The sequence below is a fragment of the Kibdelosporangium philippinense genome (genome assembly GCF_021390435.2).
Taxonomy (GTDB): domain Bacteria; phylum Actinomycetota; class Actinomycetes; order Mycobacteriales; family Pseudonocardiaceae; genus Kibdelosporangium; species Kibdelosporangium philippinense.
Window position 1 is genome coordinate 773,020 of sequence record NZ_JAJVCN010000004.1, and the last position, 20,523, is coordinate 793,542.

The 20,523-nt window shown below is 64.3% G+C and carries 15 protein-coding genes; 6 read left to right on the forward strand and 9 right to left on the reverse strand.

Annotated features, from left to right (window positions below; translation table 11 throughout):
- Nucleotides 1-184: 184 nt before the first annotated feature.
- The 3 genes from LWC34_RS46400 to LWC34_RS46410 all read left to right on the forward strand — a co-directional run bounded on the left by LWC34_RS46400 (nucleotide 185) and on the right by LWC34_RS46410 (nucleotide 10,868).
- The gene (locus LWC34_RS46400) at nucleotides 185-8,506 is read left to right on the forward strand and encodes a LamG-like jellyroll fold domain-containing protein (protein ID WP_233731680.1); all 8,322 of its coding nucleotides are present in this window, start codon (nucleotides 185-187) and stop codon (nucleotides 8,504-8,506) included.
- 66 nt (nucleotides 8,507-8,572) lie between these two features.
- Nucleotides 8,573-9,424, forward strand: coding sequence for an IS5 family transposase (locus tag LWC34_RS46405; RefSeq protein WP_233722595.1), 852 nt, complete (start codon nucleotides 8,573-8,575; stop codon nucleotides 9,422-9,424).
- A gap of 10 nt (nucleotides 9,425-9,434) precedes the next feature.
- Nucleotides 9,435-10,868, forward strand: a complete 1,434-nt coding sequence (locus LWC34_RS46410) for a polymorphic toxin-type HINT domain-containing protein (protein WP_233731682.1) — start codon at nucleotides 9,435-9,437, stop codon at nucleotides 10,866-10,868.
- Nucleotides 10,869-11,288: 420 nt separating this feature from the next.
- On the opposite strand, the gene LWC34_RS46415 is transcribed toward LWC34_RS46410, so the two are convergent.
- The 6 genes from LWC34_RS46415 to LWC34_RS46440 form a co-directional block, all read right to left on the reverse strand.
- On the reverse strand, nucleotides 11,289-11,633 hold the full coding sequence (locus LWC34_RS46415; RefSeq protein WP_233726031.1) for a tyrosine-type recombinase/integrase: 345 nt from the start codon (nucleotides 11,631-11,633) through the stop codon (nucleotides 11,289-11,291).
- Nucleotides 11,534-12,277: a tyrosine-type recombinase/integrase gene (locus tag LWC34_RS46420; RefSeq protein ID WP_233726032.1), complete on the reverse strand. Its 744-nt coding sequence runs from the start codon at nucleotides 12,275-12,277 to the stop codon at nucleotides 11,534-11,536. Before LWC34_RS46420 ends, LWC34_RS46415 begins: the two co-directional genes overlap by 100 nt.
- A complete protein-coding gene (locus LWC34_RS46425; RefSeq protein ID WP_233726033.1) occupies nucleotides 12,274-13,233 on the reverse strand; it encodes a tyrosine-type recombinase/integrase in 960 nt (319 codons plus the stop codon). Before LWC34_RS46425 ends, LWC34_RS46420 begins: the two co-directional genes overlap by 4 nt.
- Nucleotides 13,230-14,444, reverse strand: coding sequence for a site-specific integrase (locus tag LWC34_RS58435; RefSeq protein ID WP_233726034.1), 1,215 nt, complete (start codon nucleotides 14,442-14,444; stop codon nucleotides 13,230-13,232). The genes LWC34_RS46425 and LWC34_RS58435 overlap by 4 nt, the downstream gene beginning before the upstream one ends.
- Before the next feature lie 209 nt (nucleotides 14,445-14,653).
- Nucleotides 14,654-14,938, reverse strand: coding sequence for a hypothetical protein (locus tag LWC34_RS46435; protein WP_233731684.1), 285 nt, complete (start codon nucleotides 14,936-14,938; stop codon nucleotides 14,654-14,656).
- A 679-nt stretch (nucleotides 14,939-15,617) separates the two neighbouring features.
- Nucleotides 15,618-16,031 (reverse strand): STAS domain-containing protein, encoded by a 414-nt coding sequence (locus LWC34_RS46440; protein ID WP_233731686.1) that lies wholly within the window; start codon nucleotides 16,029-16,031, stop codon nucleotides 15,618-15,620.
- 86 nt (nucleotides 16,032-16,117) lie between these two features.
- Here LWC34_RS46440 and LWC34_RS46445 point away from each other — a divergent pair, with 86 nt between their 5' ends.
- The 3 genes from LWC34_RS46445 to LWC34_RS57535 all read left to right on the forward strand — a co-directional run bounded on the left by LWC34_RS46445 (nucleotide 16,118) and on the right by LWC34_RS57535 (nucleotide 17,202).
- On the forward strand, nucleotides 16,118-16,528 hold the full coding sequence (locus tag LWC34_RS46445) for a hypothetical protein (protein ID WP_233731688.1): 411 nt from the start codon (nucleotides 16,118-16,120) through the stop codon (nucleotides 16,526-16,528).
- 86 nt (nucleotides 16,529-16,614) lie between these two features.
- Nucleotides 16,615-17,025 carry an AfsR/SARP family transcriptional regulator gene (locus LWC34_RS46450; protein ID WP_233731690.1) on the forward strand — a complete coding sequence of 137 codons (411 nt, stop codon included), beginning with the start codon at nucleotides 16,615-16,617 and terminating at the stop codon, nucleotides 17,023-17,025.
- Between the two features lie 48 nt (nucleotides 17,026-17,073).
- Nucleotides 17,074-17,202: a hypothetical protein gene (locus LWC34_RS57535; RefSeq protein ID WP_284051892.1), complete on the forward strand. Its 129-nt coding sequence runs from the start codon at nucleotides 17,074-17,076 to the stop codon at nucleotides 17,200-17,202.
- A gap of 66 nt (nucleotides 17,203-17,268) precedes the next feature.
- Here the strand turns inward: LWC34_RS57535 and LWC34_RS46455 are convergent, their stop codons facing one another.
- The 3 genes from LWC34_RS46455 to LWC34_RS46465 form a co-directional block, all read right to left on the reverse strand.
- Entirely contained in the window at nucleotides 17,269-18,198 is a 930-nt protein-coding gene (locus tag LWC34_RS46455; RefSeq protein WP_233731692.1) for a phosphotransferase, read from the reverse strand.
- The gene (locus LWC34_RS46460) at nucleotides 18,195-19,490 is read right to left on the reverse strand and encodes an MFS transporter (RefSeq protein ID WP_233731694.1); all 1,296 of its coding nucleotides are present in this window, start codon (nucleotides 19,488-19,490) and stop codon (nucleotides 18,195-18,197) included. Before LWC34_RS46460 ends, LWC34_RS46455 begins: the two co-directional genes overlap by 4 nt.
- Nucleotides 19,491-19,563: 73 nt before the next feature.
- On the reverse strand, nucleotides 19,564-20,385 hold the full coding sequence (locus LWC34_RS46465) for an alpha/beta hydrolase (RefSeq protein WP_233731697.1): 822 nt from the start codon (nucleotides 20,383-20,385) through the stop codon (nucleotides 19,564-19,566).
- Nucleotides 20,386-20,523 lie beyond the last annotated feature (138 nt).

Genomic DNA, 20,523 nt, shown 5'->3' on the forward strand with positions numbered 1-20,523 from the left:
ACGCCAGACGCGCCGCTTGCGATGCTCTTGCGGAATTCTTGCGGAATGCCTCAGATTAGTCCGGACGGCCTACATCGACGGCCCCTGAAATGCTGGGATGTGGTTGCCGAAATTGATATTCCGTGGAATCGTGCCTCCTCGGTCTGGGTTTTCTGTAGCTGTTGTCCTGATGGGGAGTCGACCAATGGCTGCTATTCGTTCGCGCCGGGTGATCAATTTTCTGCGAGTCAGACGCACCCGTGTCGCGATAACGCTCGCCGTGGTTATCGCGCTGATCGCCGGTACCACGGTGGCTGGTGGGTTCGGCTTGCTGCCGTGGCAGAACTCGGCAAGCCAGCAACCGCCGAAAACGCCAGACCAGGTCTGGGGCAGCGCGGAAGGCCAGTCCGGCGAGGTCGCCACGGACACGGCGAACCGCGACCTGCCCCTGTCGGAGATGGCGAAGTACCCTCAGCCCGCCTTCTTCGACACGAAGGCACCGGCCAACCCGGTGAGCGAAGGCGACGCGCCGACGTCCTTCCGTGGCTTCGACGCGGCGACCTCCAAAGAGGACATTGGCAACCGGCGGGCGGACTCGCGCACGTTCACCAACGCCGACGGCACCCAGACCACCGAGTTCAGCCAGACGCCGATGAACTACCGGCGGCCGGACGGATCCTGGCACCCGATCGACACCACGCTGGCCAAGGACGGCGACGGCTGGCGTAACACCGCCGACGAGGTCGAAACCCGGTTCGGCGGACACGCTTCGGCCGAGCCGTTCGTGAGCCTGCGCTGGCCAGGCAACCAGGAGATGTCCTTCGGTCTGGCCGGTTCGGCACGTTCCGCCGCGCAGGTCACCGGGAGCACGATCACCTACCCGGGTGCGGCCGACAAGACTGACCTGCGGATCGACGTGCTTCCCGGCGGTATCAAGGAAACCCTCGTCCTCGCATCGCCGGACGCGCCGCACAGCTGGGTGTTCCCGTTGCGTCTCAACGGGCTCACCGCGCGCATTGTGGACGGTGCGGTCGCGCTCATCGGCGCCGAGGGTCGTGAGCGTGCACGGATCCCCGCGGGCTTCATGGTCGACAGCGCGGGGACTCCCGCGGCCTCGAATGGCGTGCGCTACGAGCTGATCGACGGCGGCACGGCGTTGCGGATGTCGGCTGATTCGGCCTGGCTACGTGATCCGGCCCGGGTGTACCCGGTCAACGTCGACCCGACAGTGCAGGAGCTGACCGCGAACGCGGCCATGTCCACTTCGGGCGGGGCGCGTACCACTGGCAGCGAACTGTTGGTGAACAGCGCCAGTGACATGTACCTGAGGTTCCCGACGACCGGCCTGACCAACCACAAGATCTTCGATGCACAGCTGTACCTGACCAGCTTCGGGGCGACGTCGTGCCGTCCTGAGCCGGTCACAGTGCATCCAGTGACCGAGGACTGGACCGAGACCGGTTCTGGCAAGCCGTCGACAGGTGGATCCATAGCCACCGCGTCGTTCGCGCACGGCTATGTCGCTTTGGGGCAGTCCCAGTCGGCCTGCCCGATGGGGCCGGACATGATCCCGCTCGGTGAGGCTGGCCGCAATCTCGTGCAGAGCTGGGTTCGTGGCGGGGCCAACAACGGGTTGGCGGTCAAGGCCAGCAGCGGCACGAAAATCTTCGTCGGCAGGACGGCTGCCGCGAACAAGCCGCGGCTGTACGTGACCCATACGCCCTACGACGCCTCCTACCGGATCGTGCGCGGCGTGCCCGAACCGCCGGTGCACCGCCAGCAGGACGGCAAGATCAGCATCGAGGTCACCAACCGGGGTGCCCAGACGTGGACCAAGAACGACTTCAAGCTGGCCTATCGCGCGTTCACCTCGCAGGGCAAGCCGGTGACGTCCCGGATTTCCGCCTTGCTCACCAAGGATGTGCCGCCAGGCAAGACCGTGACGCTGGAAGCGTGGATCTACCGGTTCGCCAACCCCGGTGACTACATCCTCGACTTCAGCATGGTCGACAAGAACGTCTACTTCACCGACCAGCAGATCAAACCGGCCCGCATCACGATCACGATGTTCGAGCTGCCGCCGGTGCTCACCAAGCAGTACCCGCCATCCGGGCAGACAGTGCCGACCCTGACGCCGCAGCTGTGGGCCGAGGCGGTCGACGTCGACGCGCCGATCGGCGCCGGTATCAAGTACCGGTTCGAGATCTGTGACAGCAAGGACGACGGCACTCCGGACACCGTGTGTACCAACAGCACTCCGGCGCCGAGCAAGACGTTCACCGTTCCAAAGGGACGGTTGGACTGGAGCGAGACATACCACTGGCGGGCGTTCGCGATCGACGCGAGTGGGAAGACCAGTGAGGCAGTGCCGTTCAGCGCGCTGCTGCCTGCCGTGCCACAGCCGGACATCACCGCGCACCTTGGCGGAGCTCCTTACAGCGCGGGCGATCTGGACTTCGACCCGCAGACCGGCAACTACGTCAGCGGAGCGGTCGACGCCACGGTCAGCGTGACCGGCCCGGAACTGAACGTCGCCCGGACGTACAACAGCCTTGACCCGCGAACCGACAACCTGTTCGGCTCTGGCTGGTCCACGCGCTACGACATGCGGGTCGTGCCTGACCAGGACGGGTCGGGCAACGTGGTGGTGACCTATCCGGACGGTCAGCAGGTTCGGTTCGGCCGCAACAACAACGGCACCTTCGACCCGCCACCTGGCCGCGCCGCCACCTTCTATCAGGAGACGGGCACCACGCGTAACTACGTGTTGGTGGACAAGGCGAACTCGGTCTACAAGTTCCGTGACTTCGACGGCAGGCTGATCACGGTCGCCGACAACGCGGGGCGAATCCTTGAGCTTGACTATGGCGAGAACGGCCAGATCAAGCGTGCGATCAGCCGGGCGAGCGCCAACCGCACGCTGTACTTCACGTGGACCGGAAAGCACGTCACCGAGGTCCGCACCGACGCGCCGGTCGCCGGTGGCACCCCGATCGTGTGGAAGTACATCTACCAGGGCGACCGGCTGACGTCAGTCTGTGACCCGAAGAACGGCTGCACCAAGTACGAATACGCGGCGGGCTCGCACTATCGGACCGCTGTGCTCGACACGGCTCCGGAGTCGTACTGGCGGCTCGGTGAACCCGTCGAACCACCGAGCGACGATCCCGTTGAGGCAGTCAGCCAGATCCAGACGAACCTGAACATGGACAAGGGGATCTACCGCAACGTCACACGCGGCACGCCAGGACCGTTCGCGGGTGGTACGGACACGGCCGCTACTTTCAACGGCACCGATTCGTACGTGAAACTGGCCGAAGGAACGCTGAAGAAGAGCCGCGATCTCGCCATTGAGCTGTGGTTCCGTACCACCTCCGGCGGTCCGCTGATCGGGTTCCAGACCAAGCCGTACGACTCTCAGGAGACCCAGGGCGGCGCGATTCCCGCGCTGTACGTGGACAAGGACGGCAAGCTGCGCGGTCAGTTCTGGCACGGCAGCGTCGCGCCGATCACCACGCCCGGCAAGGTGAACGACGGGCAATGGCACCACGTCGTGCTGTCCGGTTCGCTTGCAACGCAGGCGCTTTACCTCGATGGCCGCAAGGTCGGCACGCTCTCCGGGGAGATCGTCAACGCTCCGTTCAACTCCGGCCAGATCGGTGCCGCGCACGCGGTCGGTCCGTCGGCATGGGAACCGGCTGGCTGGTGGACGGGCCAGCGGACGAAGCATTTCGCCGGTGACATCGACGAAGTAGCCATCTACCAGCACCCAGTGAGCGAAGAGACGGCACGGGCCCACTTCAACGCCAAGGCGCCGGCTGACCAGCTCACGAAGATCACTGTCCCCAGTGGACGTGTCGCGGCGACGCTGGCGTACGACACGGTCAACGACCGCGTCCGTGAGTACACCGACGACAACGGCGGGCTGTGGAAGCTGAGCGTCCCGCATGTCAGTGGCACGGAGAAGAAGGACGCGTCCGGCCGTGTGATTCGTAACCTGGTTCGGACCATCGAGGTCACCGACCCGGGCAACCGTTCGCGGTTCTATGACTACGACGGGTTCCGCGGGCGGATCATCCGGTTCGTCGCGCCGTTGGGAACCGGTGCGCGGCTGGAGGATCGGCCTGATCCGTCGATCGTGCCGACAACGCCTCCCACTGCGCCGCCGTGCTCCGAGCAACCTCCGACGGATCCCGATGGTGGCCCGACGTATTGCGGTGGCAACGGTGAGAACGACCCTAACTGGCAGGGTGGTCCGGTCCAGGGAGTCGGTGTGCGGACGTACGACTACGACGCCTCTGGCTTCACGCAAGGGATCGTGGACGAGAACGGTCACCGCGTCGAGTTGCGCAATGACGAGCGCGGCAACATCGTCTGGCGCAAGACATGCCGCGAACCGGGCGTCTGCGACACCGAGTACTTCACTTACTACACGCCGGTTGCGGGCAACGACACCGACCCGCGTATCGACAAGCAACTCACCGCACGCGATGGGCGTTCGTCCAGCAGTACGGACAACCGCTATCTGACGACGTCCGAGTACGACGATCGTGGCGAGCTGAAGAAGCAGACGATGCCGGACGGTAAGTCCGTCTCCCACACGTACACCGACGGCGGGTCGGCCGCTGACGGTGGAGGCAACGAGCCCGCCGGGTTGCTCAAGTCGACAACCGACGCGCGCGGCAAGGTGACGACGTACCGCTACTTCAGCACCGGCGACCTGTCGTACACGACCGAGCCGGAAGGCCTGATCACGAAGTACCGCTACGACCTGCTCGGCAGGCAGGTCGCGGAGATAGAGATCTCCGACACCTTCCCGCAGGGCCTGGAGACCAAGTTCGTGTACGACGAGCTCAACCGGCTCGTCGAGGTGACCGATCCGCAGGCCACCAACGCCGTGACCAACGCGAAGCACACCAAGCTGACCCGCACGACGTACAACGCCGACGGGCAGCCGGAGAAGGTCGAGATCAGCGATCTGACCGGCGGCGACGCGCCTCGTACGATCGCGTACACCTATGACGAGTTCGGTCGGCAGGACTCCGTCACGGACGCTGAAGGCGCGAAGACGACTTATGGCTTCGACGTGTTCGGCAACCGTATGTGGGTTGTCGACGCCAACGGCACGCGCATCGAGTACGCGTACACGGCTCGTAACAACATCGCTGAAGTACGCATCCGTGGCTGGCATGGCAAACCCGTCACCGGCGGCAACCGTGAAGGCGACGCGCGCGACGACGGCAAGTTGCTGACGGTCGAGGCGAACACGTATGACCTTGGCGGCAGGCTGATCCGTCAGGTCGACGCGATGGGCCGCAAGACCATCTACGACTACACGCCCAATGGCCTGGTGTTCCGTGTGCTGGCCGAGGTTCCGGGGGCTTCTGGGCCGCGCCGGATCGTGCTTGAGCAGAACACGTATGACGGCGCGGGCAACCTCGTCAAACGCGTCGGCGCGAACGGCGTGGCCACGCAGTACACGGTGGACGCTGTCGGCCGTGAGACCGAGGTGCTCGAAGACCCGACCGGTCTGGCTCGCCGGACCAAGTACACCTATGACGAGAACGGCAACATCACGCAGGTCGCCACCTCGGGCAACGGGTCGAACACGCCGGGCATGCAGACGACGGCCGGTTCGGTTGTCGACTACGCGTACGACGCGGTCGGCAACGAGATCCGTGAGGAAGTCCAATACGGCGGCACGAACAAGCTGACCACCACACGCCGTTACGACAAGCGCGGTCTGCTCGTCGCCGAGACAGACCCGCGCGGCAACGTCGCTGGTGCCGACCCTGCGGCGTTCACCACGGAGTACCGCTACGACGAGGCTGAGCGGCAGGTCGCGGTGACCATGCCCGCGGTCAAGACGGAAAGCGGCGGCGGCGCGGCGGCCACAACCCGGCCGCAAGCACTCGTCGGGTTCAACGTCTTCGGCGACGAGGTCCAGAACAAGGACGAGAACGGCCGCGTCAGCACGGTGGCGTACGACAAGGTCAGCAGGCCGGTACGGGTCGAGACACCGGACTACACCCCACCGGGCGCCGCACAGCCCATCAAGGGCGTCATCACGACGAAGTACGACGCGCTGGGCAACGCCATCGAGGTGACCAACCCGCGTGGTGCCGTGTCGCGGATGCGCTATGACCAGATGAGCAGGCTTGTCGAGCGCCAGGACCCCAAGGCCGACAACGGAACTGAGATCGGCGGCGTCTGGAAGTACACCTACACGCACAACAACGAGCCGCTGTCGGTCACCGACCCGACCGGCGCGCGCCGCGAGACCACGTATGACGCGCTTGGTCGCGTCGACACCACTACGGTCCTGGAAACCAAGCCGTCGTCGGCCGCGTATACGACGAAGTACGAGTACAACGACGCTGGCGACCTGCTCAAGACGACGGCTCCGTCAGGCGATGTCGTATCGCTCGGGTATGACTCGCTGCAGCAGCAGACCTCGGTGACTGACCCGAGCGGCGGCGTCACGCAACTCGGTTACGACGGCTTGGGCCGCTCGGTCTGGCAGCGAGACCCATTGGGACGTACGAGCTTCGCGCGTCTCGACGCTGCCGGTCGTGTCACCGGCGAGTTCGACCTCGACGGCCAGGCGCGGATCCTGCGTAACAGCAGCTACACGCACGACGCCGCAGGCAATGTGCTGACCGCGACCAACCCGCTCAACCGCACGGTCCGTTACCAATACGACGCGCTGAACCGGCTTACCACGCAGACGGAACCCGTCTCCGACACGGAGTCGATCACCACGTCGTTTGGCTATGACAGCAAGGGCAACCAGACCCGCTACACCGACGGCCGCGGCAACAACTTCATCACCACGTACAACGCATGGTCGTTGCCCGAGTCGGTGATCGAACCCGCGACCACCGCACACCCGGCTGCCGCGGACCGTACGTGGACTGGGTCGTATGACGTCGCAGGCAACGCGACGCGCATCACCGCGCCAGGCGGCATCGCGCGCACCCGTGAATACGACGCGCTTGACCGTATGACCAAGGAAGTCGGTACGGGTGCTAACACCGTTGAGCGCACGCGTACCTATGACGAGGTTGACCGGGTTCGCGAGGTTGGCTCGTCTGGGGTCAAGAACGTCTACTCGTACAACGACCGTGGCGCTTTGCTGTGGGCCGGTGGATCGTCAGGCGAGTCAACGTATGCCTATGACGCCGATGGGCGGTTGACGAGTCGTACGGACGCCGCAGGCACCACCGCGTTCACGTACCTGAAGGGCCGCATCAACACGGCCGTCGATGGCGTGACCGGCGTCAGCATGTCGTTCGACTACAACGCCGCCAGCGACCTCAAGTCCATGCGCTACGGAACAACGCGCACACGGACATTCGAGTACGACAACCTCGGCCGCGAGACCTCCGACGTGATCGCCGAGGGCGCCACGACCGTCTCGTCGCTGACGTATGGCTATGACAACAACGACCAACTGACCCGCAAGACCACAGCTGGCCTCGCGGGCGCAGGCGACAACACATACACCTATGACCACGCCAGCCGCCTCAAGACATGGACGGTCGGCGGAAACACAACGGAATACGCGTGGGACGCCTCAGGCAACCGCGTCCGTAACGGCGCCAAGACCGCGCAGTACGACGAACGCAACCGCATCATGGGCGACGGCGACTACACGTACAAGCACACGCCCGGTGGCGCTATGGCGTCCCGTACATCGTCCGGCTTCGAGGAGAAGTTCACCTTCGACTCGTTCGACCGCTTGATCAAGGTCGGCCAAACCACGTACGCATATGACGGCAACGACCGCCTGTTGTCCCGCGGCTCAGACTCGTTCGCCTACGCCGGATTCGAAATCGACCCCGTCAAGGACAGCACCTCGACCTACGGCCGCGACGCGTCCGGAGGCCTGCTGTCGATCGGTTCGAACGCCAACAAACGCCTGGCGGTATCCGACCGGCACGGTGACGTGGTCGGCGCGATGAACCCATCCGGCACCGGAATGGCAGACTCGGCCGCATTCGACCCCTTCGGAATGTCAACGGCGACAACAGGAACGCAGCACAAGGTCGGCTTCCAGGGCGACTGGACAGACCCAGACACAGATCTGGTGAACATGGGAGCCCGCTGGTACCAACCAGGCGGCTTCATCTCCCGCGACTCGGTAACGGCAGCATCCGGACCGTCCATTGCGTACAACCGATACGCCTACGCCGCCGGTCGCCCAATGGACATGAACGACCCAGACGGCCACTGGCCAAAGTGGATGAAGAAAGCGGCATCCATCACGGTGTCGGTGGTGAAGGAGGTCTCGGGCTACAACGACGTAGCGAACTTCATCCGTAACCCCTCACTCGGGAACTTCCTCTGGGCGGCATCGAACTTCGTCCCATTCGGAAAACTGGCGAAGGGCGCGAAGTACCTCTACAAGGGAGCGAAGGCGCTCAAGAAGTCCCGCGCAGCAAGCAACGCGGCATCGGCAGCCCGTAGATTCGGCGACGACGCAGCATCCGGAGCGCGCCGTTACGGAGACGATGTCGCCTCTTAGAGGGCATCTGATCTTGGTTGGGGCGATATGTCTGTGTCGGGTGACGGCTGATACCTTGATCAACTTGTGGGGTCCCGGCGTGCGTACCGCAGCGACTTGTCCGATGCTCGCTGGGCGTTGATCGAGCCAACGCTGACGGCGTGGCGTGCTGCCCGGCGTGGGCCGGGAACCGTGATGCGCGTGCATGACTTGCGGGAGATCGTGAACGCGATCCTGTACGTGTGCCGGACCGGGATCGCCTGGGAGTATCTGCCGCACGACTTCCCGCCCTGCAAGACGGTTTATGACTACTACGCCAAGTGGGAAGCCGATGGCACAACGGAAACGCTGCATGACCTGTTGCGTGACCAAGTCCGCGTCGCGAAAGGCCGCGCTGCTGCCCCGACGGCGGCGATCATCGACTCGCAGAGCGTGAAAACCTCCTGCAATGTCAGCGAATCCAGTCAGGGTATCGACGCGGGCAAGAAGATCAAGGGCCGCAAACGGCACATCGCCACCGATGTGCTCGGCCTGCTGCTGGCGGTAATCGTGACCGCGGCGTCGGTGCAGGATTCCGCTGGCGGGCAACAGGTTCTCGATCATCTCGCCGCTGCGCATCCGACCGTGTCGGCGGCATGGGTGGACGGTGGCTACAACAACACAGTCATCCGTCATGGAGCCCAGCGGGGTATCCGGGTTGAGGTCGTCAAACGCCCTTCTGCCAAGGGATTCCACGTGTTGCCCCGGCGGTGGGTAGTGGAGCGCAGTCTGGGCTGGCTGATGCAACACCGCCGACTCGCGCGCGACTACGAAGCCCTGCCCCAGCGGTCGCGCACGATGGTCCACTGGGCGATGACTAACATAATGAGCCGCACCCTGACCGGGGAATCCACCCAAACCTGGCGAAACGATCCACCCAAAGCAGACATTCTTGCCTAACTAAGATCAGATGCCCTCTTACAGCCGGAAGTACGGAGACGACGTAGGCTCCTCCGGCCGTAAATACGGAAGTAACAGCAAATGGGGCAGAGGCTCAGACTTCAAGAGCGCCTCAGGCAGATACTTCGCCATCTCAGCAGCCGAACGCGCCGCGGAAAGAGCGGCAGCAGCGGCAAGGGCAGCGGCAGCCCGCAGGGCCGCGATGAAAGCGGTCACGGACAAGGCAAAGGCAGCAATCGCCCACGCCGCGAAGAACAACCCCCTGCCCGTGCTGAAAGCGGCGACGACACCGAAGATCGCGGCAAAGGACCTGATCTCCTCGGCAGCAACCCTGCCAGCGCGGAAGGTCGCATCGATCGCCGAGAACGTCCAAGACGGCAACAAAGTCTGGGCGATCGTGAAGGCAACGATCATCAAGCCAGGCACGGTGGTCGTCCAGTCGGTGGCCGAACAGGCCGTGACGGACTACGCCAACTCCCAACAGCCAGGTCTGGGCGACGCCCTAGCATTCGCCGGCCCAGCCCTGCACCGAGGAAACATAGCTGCGTCCGCAGCGGGTCTACGCGCCAAGGGCAAGGCGAAGAAGACTTCCTGCGACAGCAACAGCTTCGACCCGAACACCCCGGTCCTGATGGCCGACGGATCGCAGAAGGCAATCAGCGACATCAAGGTCGGCGACCGTGTGCTGGCAACAGATCCCACGACCGGCCGGACCGCGAGCCGTGAGGTCACGGATGTCCGCTCACACGTGAGCGAACGCCAACTGGTGGAAGTCAATGTGGGCGATGGCAAGGTTGTCGCTACCGATGAACACCCGTTCTGGGTGGCTTCGGACAACCGTTGGTCCCACGCCATCGACCTCAAACCCGGCCACCGCCTGGAAACTGCCGACCACCGCGACGCCACCGTCACTGGCACACGGTCTTGGTCCGAGGTTCGCCTCGTCTACAACCTCACCGTCGACACCGACCACACGTACTACGTGGTCGCTGGCACACAGTCTGTCCTTGTCCACAATGACGATGAGGGATCTGGTCCAGCAGACTGCGACGTCAAGGCTGCAGCAATGTTCCACGCGGACATACTGGCGAAAGTGCCCAACTCAAAGCGCTCTGGGGCAAGTGAAGTGGTGATCGCGGTCACCGGCGAGCAGTACGAAGCCGGCAGTGCGACGGGATTCAAGCCCTACCTGGTGCCCAAGGTTAGCGATATTCTGGATCGTCACACCGGGCCACGAGGAAACGGGCATGGGCAATGTGGCCTTGTGCAATGTCTCTCCGCGATGTATGAAGATGGCGTCGACCCGAGAGGCGCGACCGTCGCTGCCTATATGGTGAGATCTCCAGGCAATCGGAATTACGGTCATGAGATGGGGCCATGCGATAGTTGCGCCCCGTTCGTCGAAGCTTTGGACCTCAAATTTGTCACCAAGTGGAAAGAGTGATTGTCGGGCTCCTCTGGTTCGGAGTTCAGAGGAGCCCGGTCCCTCACCCCACTGCTGGCTAGCGTCCGCCCTCTTGCGTAACGCGTAACCGGGGATGAGCTGGTCCCGCAACTCAAGCCTGGCCTGGCGTCCGTCGGCATAAGGGATGGCGTAGTTCACGACGCCAAGCCAGTCACCTGAAACGGTGCGCCACCAGCCAGAGACATGACCATGCACCTGGCCGGTCATGTCGAGGCCGTCGGTGACAGTGCTGACGGGAGCCCCTGGCGTGCGAAGGCAAATCGCGTCCAGCCGCACCCAGGCGGGTTTCACCTCGGCGTGCCAGCCGTGTAAGTCGTCTTATGCGGACTATCCCGTTATGCTGTCTGGTGTTGGTATCAGGGTGTGACGCGGCCGATCGAAGATTGCGGTTCAACATAATCACAGGTTGTCAAGGAACGCCATGATCGTGTCAGTTGGCTGGTAGCGGCCTGGAGTTGCTTCGATCGGGGCGGTGCGAGCAAGGGCGCGTTCTTTCAGTGCGAGGTCGGCGTGAACGTAAATCTGTGTAGTGGCAACGCTTTCGTGGCCGAGCCAGAGAGCGATGACGGTGGTGTCAACGCCGGCGTTCAACAGTCGCATGGCGGTGGAGTGCCGTAGCACGTGCGGCGAGATCTTCTTGCCGGTCAGTGTGGGACATGCTTGTGTGGCTGCGCGGGCGTGTTTTGTGACGCGTCGTTCCAGGGCATCGCGGCTGAGCTGACGGCCGCGGCTGGTAGGAAACACTGGATCGGTGGGCTGGCTGCGCGCTCGGCCAGCCAGGTGCGAAGCATGGTGACGGTGCCGCTGGTCAAGGGGGTGATGCGCTGTTTGCGGCCCTTGCCGTGGCAGCTGATATGAGCTCCGGTGCCCAGGTGAACGTCACTGATAGTCAATGTGGTCAGCTCGGAGGCGCGTAGCCCTGTTTGGATCGCCACCGCGAGCATGGTCCGGTCGCGGCGGCCGGTCCAGGTGTTCCGGTCTGGGGCTTGCAGCAGCGCGTCGATCTCGGGTTCGGTGAGGTAGGTGACGATAGCGCGGTCGAACCGTTTGGGTGGGATCGCGAGCACGCGTTGGATCGAGTCGGCGTGGTCGGGATGGCGCAGCGCGGCGTAGCGGAACAGTGAGTGGATGGCAGCCAGGCGAGCGTTGCGGGTGCGGACGCTGTTGCCGCGCTCGGTCTCTAGATGGTTGAGGAAATCGCCGATCAGCGGAGCGGTCAGCTCCTCGATCCGCAACCGGGATGGTGTGCTGCCGGTGCGATGGCAAGTGAAGGCCAGCAACAGTTTGAACGCGTCGCGGTAGGCGGCAATGGTGTGCGGGCTGGCTTGACGTTGCCGGATCAGCCGGTCGGTGAAGAACGCTTGCAGCGTGGGGGCCAGTGCGCTCACGTGTCACCCGCTGTCAGGTAGGTGTCCAGGCGTTGGCTGGCCAGTTGCAGCAGTTCCGGTGCTGCCGAGAGGTACCAATAGGTGCTCTTGGGATCGACATGGCCGAGGTAGGTCGACAGCGTGGGCAGCATGGTAGGTATGTCCGCGCCGCGGCGGTAGCAGTCCAGCAGAGTCGCGACGGCGAAACTGTGGCGAAGGTCGTGAATGCGGGGTCGGCAGTTGGCCGATCGCGGCGTCAGTCCTGCCAGGTCCCGGATCGTGCGCCACTTCTTCTGTGCCGCACTGTGATCCAGGCGGGTGCCGGCCGCGGAGATGAACAGGACATCGCGGTCAGCGAGTTTCCTCGTGCGCAGGAGCCGCTGGCGTTGGACCAGATAGTGACGCAACCCGTCGGCTGTGGTGGCATGCACCGGGAGCAGGCGGCTCTTGCCAAACTTGCCCGCCCGGACGATCACCGTCTCGCTGTGGTCGTCGAAGTCTGTGACGTCCAAGGCGATCGCCTCGCTGAATCGCATACCGGTGACCGCGAGCAGACCGATCATCGCAGGGTAGGTGGCCGCCGCGATCGGGGTGGGCAGCATGCGGGCCGCCGCGATCAGGGCGTCGATCTCCCTGCTGGAGTACAAGTATGGCGTAGCCCGGTGTTTGCCATGAGCAAGCAACCCGGGTGGTGGGATCTGAGTGCGGTCGTCGAGGTTGCGCAGGTAAACGGCGAACCGTCGTACTGCGATCAGACGCAGTGCGTGCCACCAACCACTTCCGCCCGGCAGCGTGGCCCACGCCACCGCGTGCTCCACAGTGACCACGTCCGCGTCGTGCTGTTCTAGGTAGGTGACGAACTGTGCCAGCAGTTTCTCCGCGCGGTCCAATGTGGACCCCAGAGCCCGGCGCAAGCGCAGGTAGTCGGCCAGGGCTTGCCGCAACATGCTCACGCCAGTGGTCGCGCCCGCGCTCATGCCACGACCTGCGATCCTGGCCAGGTGCGGGCGATTCTGCGCAGCGAGCCGATGTCGACCTTCGCGTAGATCGTTGTGGTGAGGGCAGTGCGATGCCGTAGGACCTGGCCGATCTCTTCCAGCGAGGCGCCAGCACCGAGCATGGCGGTGGCTGCGCTGTGCCGCAACCGATGCGCATGCAGCACGCCCAGGCCCGCCCGGCGGGCTGCCCTGGCCACCACGTTGGTGACCGTGGTGCTGCTCATGTGACCATACGGCGCACGAGCACAGACGAACACGTGCCGGGTATCGGTCTTGGGGCGCCAGCCAACTAGGTATGACACGATCGCCTGCCCGACATCGCTGGGCAGCGGCAGACGCTCACAGCGTGGGCCTTTGCCCGTGATGGTCAGCTCGCCGCGGCGCCAATCGATATCCTCCAACCGCAGCGCGGCGATTTCTCCGATGCGCAACCCCAGCCGCGACAACATGGTCAGGATCGCAAAATCTCGCTGACCTATCTCGGTTTCCAAGTCACACGACGCCAACAGGGCCCTCACCTGCCCGCTAGGCAAAGCTTTCGGCAGCCCGGCCAACTTCCACCGAGCCATGGTCGGCACCGCGCTAGCCAGCCCAACCGGAATAGCCCCGGCAACCTGCAGGTACCGCAACAACGATCGCAGCGCGGGCACCAGATGCGCCAACGACCGAGGAGCCTGGCGCGCCTGCTCAACCACAAACTCGGTGATCTCACCGGCGGTCAACTGCTCCAGCCCGCCTTGGCCATCACGCATCCGGCACTCCACAAAGGGCCGGACCGCACACACGTTCCGCTCGATAGACCGAGCAGCAAGACCTCGCTCCGCTGCCTCGTACTCCGCATACCGCCTCAGCAGCGCGTCAGCAGCCGTCACCACGTGGCCGGCCGGAGCGGCCAGCGGCACCCCGATCGACCGCAAATACTCCAACAATGCCGCCCACGACCCAGCCTTCCAATCCTTGAACCGCCCGTCCACGCACTGCGCCGCGATGAACGCCTCCACCGTTGCCGGACCAAACTCGGTGATCTCAAGCCCTGTTGTCTGCATCCACTGACTCAGGTGGATCACGCGTCGCTGGTGTGTCCGCACCGCCGTCGGCACGTACCCCTTATGCCCCAACCATTTGGTGAAACCTTCCTCAAACGGCATCAACGGGCCGGATATCTCCAGCCGTGCACGAGACCACGTCACGATCTTTCCTCCCGTCTGAACCTGGCACTGACCCAGGCGGGAAAACCCACGGCGCATGACGCAGACTTATGCGGACCTCACTCGAATGGCCGCACTTCCGAACAGGCACAACACAACCAAGATCGGCATAAACAGACCATCGGCATAAGATGCCTTATGCCGATATCGACATAAGTCGTCGCCGGTGAGGCGGCTGTAGGGGCTGTTGATCATCGCGCGGTCCGGATGATGTCGTGGTAGGGCTGGTCGTCGAACTCGGCCGAAATGGCCTTCCGGCCATGGGTTGCCAGTGACCACGTGTGGTCGGTTTCGGCGTTGGCCAGGCATGCGAGACAGGTGACGTGAAGCTGGTCATCGGTCTCGCGGATGCGGCTGGTCTCGGCGGAAAGTGTGTGTTGGCCGCGGCGGCAGCGGGTGGGTATGACGACTTGGGTTCCGTGCGCCGTGGTGCGGTAGCGGGCGGTAGCATGCGGTGTGGTGGCGGAGGTCGTCATGGGGATGGATCGTAGCGGCTGTCGAACATACGTTCTAGGTGATCCGGTGTGTCGTGAACGCCGTGCAGGCCTGTCGGCGTGTCGTGCTTAGCGGGTGCACGGCCGGGTGATGTCGACCAGCGGTCCTGCGGTACTTCTTTGTCCTGTGTGGAGAGTTGGATTTCGGCTCTGGTTTATTGGGATCAGCGGTGGTGGTCTGCGGTTGCCGTTGGTGACCTCTGTGTTACCCGCGTGGGTCTGGATGTGGCGCCCCATCTTCGGGACGTGAAATGGGAGCGACGATTCGCAGTCCGAAGTAGACAGTGGAGATGGATTGCGCAGTCCATCCGTGGCCAAAAGCGGGCGGAAAACCCAGCCGTCAGGCTTCTACAAGACTGTCGCAAGGGCGCTCCTGGACGATTGCTGAAACCGTTTTTGGCGTCAATGTCAGGAGCTTGAAGTCCTGCTAGCATGGAAGGTTGGGTTGCTCCGCGTAGCTGGGGGGTTGCGGGGAGCGAATGACCTAAGGGGGTGCGTTGCCATGACGCTTATCTCGGGCACTCGAAGCAGACATCCATCCACGTTCGGGATTCTGGGCCCGTTACGCGTCATGAACGCCGCGGCGGGTGTTCGAAGCCTGGCTGGATGATATCGGGCCGAAAAGGACCTTCGGACATCAGCTCAGCGATGACCGAAGTGGCTACAAGGCGCCGGATTCAAGACGCAGGGCCGCGCCGACGTCCGGCACCAAAGAAAGAATCTGCCCCAGTCCGGTCACGTCGATCGACCGTTTCACGGCCGCACTGCCCACCGCGATATGCAGCTTCTTTCGCAGCCGCATCGCTTTCTCCTGCGCCTCAACCAAAACCGCGAGGCCGGGCGAGGCAAGGAAGGTGACGCCGGCGAGGTCGATCACCACTGAAGTCGGCTGCCGGTGCAAAGCCTCGTGCACCTTCTCGGCAAAGGTGGTCTGGGTGGCCAGATCGATGGCTCCACTCGCGGACACGACGACCGCGTGCTCCTGCTGCTCGACCACGCAGTCAAAGTTCGCGCGTTTCGCCTGCTCAGTCACGATGTTGTCCCGTCTGGTCGGCGCACGGCGATCGGTAGACACTGATTATCCCCGAAACATCCGAGGATCACACCGTCGTTTGGCTGACAGGGCTCTGACCTGGGGCAAGCCCGGGTATTCTGCGTTGCGTGAAACGGGCGGATGTCGACGCGGTGCTGCGCGAGTTCGAGGATGTCGTGCGGGACTCCGGTTTCACCGGCAGCCGTGGGAACTACCGAACCGCTGACGGGGTGCACGTCAAGGTGCTGCTCGACAAGTTCGGCTGGGATCCCGAGCTCGGGTGGGGGTTCTTGCTGGATGTCGAGGACCGGTCCCGCCGGGATGAGTGGGGCAATGTTCCTCCTGAGGCCCGGTTTCAGATTCAGCCGCACAGCTTGGCGAAGGGGCGTAAGGCTCTTGGAGAGTTGTACGCGGACAATCCCGTGCTTCGCAGCCGGTTGAAGAGTGGCTGGTTCGCTTTTGATCACGCGGAACGGTTGCGGGCCGTTCTTGGGCTGGTTCTCGGCCCTGCTTTGACGCTGGCTGCTCGCCCTGCGTGAGCCGGTGCCGAGATTCCGCTGACCGCCCGCCCGGCCGGGGGAAACGACCTTGCGGTGGGGAATTAGGCGGCATCGGAGGGTTCGGCGTGCTTGGCCTGACGATCACCTGGAGCCCACCGCATGGAGTTCCGGCTGTTGGGGGGGTACAGCTGCAGGCAGGCGGCAGGTTGCTGGATGTGGGAACGCCGCGGCAACAGGCTGTTCTGGCTGTGCTCGCGGTCGACGTGGGCCGCCCTGTGCCGGTCGAGACGTTGGTCGACCGGGTATGGAGCGGCGCGCCGCCGGTCGAGGCCCGTAACGTCCTCCACTCGCATCTCAGCCGGATCCGGGCGCTGTTGAAGAACACTGGGGCCGCGGCGAGGATCGAGCGCAGGAACGCGGGTTACGTGCTGGACATCGATCCGGACGTGGTGGACACGCACAGGTTCGCCCGTCTGGTGGACACGCGCGGAACCGACGCGGACCGGGCGGCGGCGTTGACCGAGGCGCTCAGCTAATGGCGCGGAACGCCGCTTGCCGGGCTATCCGGCGAGTGGGTGACGCAGGTGCGGGAGAGCTGGTACTGGCGCCGCCTTGACGCGATCGTCCGATGGGGTGAGGTCGAACTGAAACAAGGGCGACCCGGTGCCGTGATCGCCACGATCCCGGATCTGATTGTTCGACCAGTTCCGTGACCGCGGCCTGATGTTCCTCGACGACGTATTCGCGCTTTCCCTTGCTCTCCCCGCGACACCAGGACGCTAGGCGTTCGCACGCCGCAGGCGTTCGGCAGCTTGCTCTCGGACGGCCTCACGGGACACCGGGGCGGTACCGTGCAGTGACTCCCAACGGGCGTTGTGCACTGGCGTCCACAGGCTGGCCGCCCACGCGATTTCCTGCTCTTCCGCAGTGAACCGGCGACCCCGAAGGTCCTGATAGGTCGCAAGGAACGCGGCCGAACTCTCGATCGGAGCAAGCGTCGGTGGCCCGGAGTTGGCGAAAGCGCCAGACGCCGCACCCACCAAGGCCGCCTCTGGCTGCCATGCCAGACTGTCCCAGTCATGGACGGCCCACAGGTCACCATTGCGCCAGCGGAGGTTCTGCGCTTCGAAGTCGCCGTGACCCAGCACGCACGGCAGGTCCGCGGCCAGCAGCCGCTTGCGGACCCGGTTGGCCGTCTCGATCACGTGCTCGGGCACCACGCTCTGGTCCTGCTCATCCAGGAAACCAATCGCGGGCCACAGCTCGGAATCCGCGTGATCCCACCGTATCCAGCGAGGATTCGGCAGCGGCGGATCGACAGCCAGGTCAGCCAGTTCGGTCATCAGCCGCGCGAACACAGCCGCGTAACGCTCGGCGACATCCGAGGACTCGCCGAGCAGCATTTCGCCGCCAGGCAACGACTCCTCGGCATGGACAACCAACGTGCCGACGCTAACGGCGAGCGTGATCGGCCGTGCGCAAGGAAATCCTCGTTCCGCCAGCCAGGCTTGCGCGGCGACGCACGACGCCTCGCGGCCCTCGTCCTCGCGCGCTTTCACCACGATGTCGCGCCCACCCGCTAACCGAAGCCCGTAGACCGCTGAAATCGACCGCAGCTCGAACAGGACGCTGATCGGCTCGTGTCCTAACTGGTCAACGCACCAGGACCGCAGCCAGTCCGGTAGATCGGTCCCCGGGCCTGCGTTCATGGACTGGCCACGGCTGGCTGCGTGGTCAGCTGGTTGTCCTTGCTCTCCGCGATAGCCAGCATGCACACGAGGCTGAGCAGGCCGGTCGCGGACAGGTAGACGCCGATCGAATAGCTGCCGAACGAACTCGCCAGCTGGGTGGCCAGCAGTGGAGTGATCGCGCCGCCGAGCACACCGGCCAGGTTGTACGCCATCCCAGCGCCGGTGTACCGGTACTGCGTCGCGAAGATCTCCGGCAGCAAAGCACCGGCGGGACCGTAGGCCACGCCGACAACTCCGAGTGCGAGGCAGACCCCAAGGCCGAAAGACCATGCTGTCCCGATGTCCATGATGGGGAACAGCACGAACCCAAGCGCGACCGCCATTCCATTGCCCAGCAGCATGAGTTTGCGGCGACCTACCCGGTCGGAGTAGATGGCCGAAACGACAGTCGTGGCCGCGAAACACAACCCGCCCACGATGCCGACAACGAGCACGGTCGGGCGGGACAGCTGCAGCTGCTGGGTTCCATAGCTCGTCAAGTACGTCACGCCGATGTAGAAGAACGCGAACAACATCGTCAACGCGCCCGCGCCAAGAATGATCTCCTTCGGCTGCTTGCCAAGCACATCCACGAGCGGAATGCGCCGCGAAACAGGCTTGGCCTGACGGAAAACCGGAGTCTCCTCAATCGACAGACGCACGTAAAGCCCAAGCCCGACAAGCAGAACACTGGCCAGGAACGGAATCCGCCATCCCCAAGCAAGGAAACTCGCGGTGCTCATGGACAAGCTAGTGTCCAGGAACGTCGCACTGGCAAGGATAAAGGCCAGGGATGGACCCAGTTGCGGGTACAACGCATACTTGCCACGCTGATTCGACGGCGCGTTCTCGGCGGCCAGCAGCGTCGCACCAGCCCATTCCCCGCCCACAGCGAGCCCCTGGCAGATACGCAGGATCACCAGCAACACAGGCGCCAGTCCGCCAATCGCCGACGTACTCGGCAACAGGCCGACAGCGACCGTGGCGATGCCCATCAGCAGCAGAGTCGAGATGAGCGTGCGTTTACGGCCGATCCGGTCGCCGAAGTGTCCGAACAGGATCGACCCGAATGGGCGAGCCACAAAGGCCACGCCGAACGTGGCGAAAGCGAGCGCGGTGCCCGCGGCCGCGCCGAGGGCAGGGAAGAAGATCTGGTTGAACACCAGTGCGGCCGCGGTACCGTAGATGAAGAAGTCGTAGAACTCGATCGTCGTGCCGGTGAGGCTGGCGAACGCGACCCGCCTCATGGTCCTTGCCTGCTGCTCAGCCATGGGTCACTCCTTCTGACCCGTTGAATGGTCGCACGGCCGTCCAGCCCCGGCACCCTCGAACGTCTGTGCGGCCTTACAGGGTCTTGAGGACCCGGATGCGGTCGGCCCTGATGCGCTTGGCGACCGCTGAGTCGAACGCGACGGTTTCGAATCCGTGCGGCACCGACGGGTGCAGGCGCAGTTCGGTGCTGATTCCGGCGGCCATCGTGCGGCTGGCGTACTCGATGTTCTCGTTACGGAAGATGTCCAGCTCCAGTGCCTCCATGTAGAGCGGTGGCATGCCGGTCGCGTCGTTCATCCGGGCCGGGGCCGCGTAGGGGGAGAGGTCCGAGCTGCCGAACGCGTCCCCGAGCAGCGCTTGCCATGCGGTGATGTTGTCGTCGTAGGACCACGTCGTCAGGCCCTCCAACACCGGGTCTGGTGTGGTGGTCCGGTCGTCGAGCATCGGGTAGATCAGGATCTGCTTGGCGATCGCTGGCCCGCCACGGTCGCGGGCCAGCAGAGCGAGCCCAGCGGCGACGCCTCCGCCACCGCTGTCGCCCATCACAGCGATCCGATTGGTGTCCACGCCAAGCTCGTCGGCATGATCCACGAGCCAGGTCAGGCCCGCGTAAGCGTCCTCGAGCGGCTTGGGATGCGGGTACTCCGGTGCGAGCCGGTAGTCGACCGACAGGAACGAGACGCCGCTGGCGGAGACGTAGCGGCTGACCGTGCCGTCGTAAAGTTCGAGGCTGCTCAGGATCATGCCGCTGCCGTGCAGGAATACGACGGCAGGGCCAGGCTCGGCTCCGTCCTTTGTGTACCAACGGACCAGGATGGACGAACCGTCCGCCGACTTGGCGTGATAGTCGGTCTTCGTGACGTCCTTGGGAATCGGCTGGGCGACGTCGATCATGGCGTGAACGGCGTTCATCGCGGTCCGTCGCGTGTAGACATCCCGACCGGTACGGGCTTGAGCTCGACGCCCTCACCGAAGAGTCGCACGGTTGCCGCGACGACCTCCGGGTCGATCTCAAGTGGCACAGTGACTCCT

What these genes read in the sequence shown, in the direction of transcription:
- LWC34_RS46400 (WP_233731680.1), top strand. Translation starts at nt 185, where the DNA reads ATGGCTGCTATTCGTTCGCGCCGGGTGATCAATTTTCTGCGAGTCAGA.
- LWC34_RS46410 (WP_233731682.1), top strand. Translation starts at nt 9,435, where the DNA reads ATGCCCTCTTACAGCCGGAAGTACGGAGACGACGTAGGCTCCTCCGGC.
- LWC34_RS46425 (WP_233726033.1), bottom strand. Translation starts at nt 13,233, where the DNA reads ATGAGCGCGGGCGCGACCACTGGCGTGAGCATGTTGCGGCAAGCCCTG.
- LWC34_RS46435 (WP_233731684.1), bottom strand. Translation starts at nt 14,938, where the DNA reads ATGACGACCTCCGCCACCACACCGCATGCTACCGCCCGCTACCGCACC.
- LWC34_RS46455 (WP_233731692.1), bottom strand. Translation starts at nt 18,198, where the DNA reads ATGAACGCAGGCCCGGGGACCGATCTACCGGACTGGCTGCGGTCCTGG.
- LWC34_RS46460 (WP_233731694.1), bottom strand. Translation starts at nt 19,490, where the DNA reads ATGGCTGAGCAGCAGGCAAGGACCATGAGGCGGGTCGCGTTCGCCAGC.
- LWC34_RS46465 (WP_233731697.1), bottom strand. Translation starts at nt 20,385, where the DNA reads ATGATCGACGTCGCCCAGCCGATTCCCAAGGACGTCACGAAGACCGAC.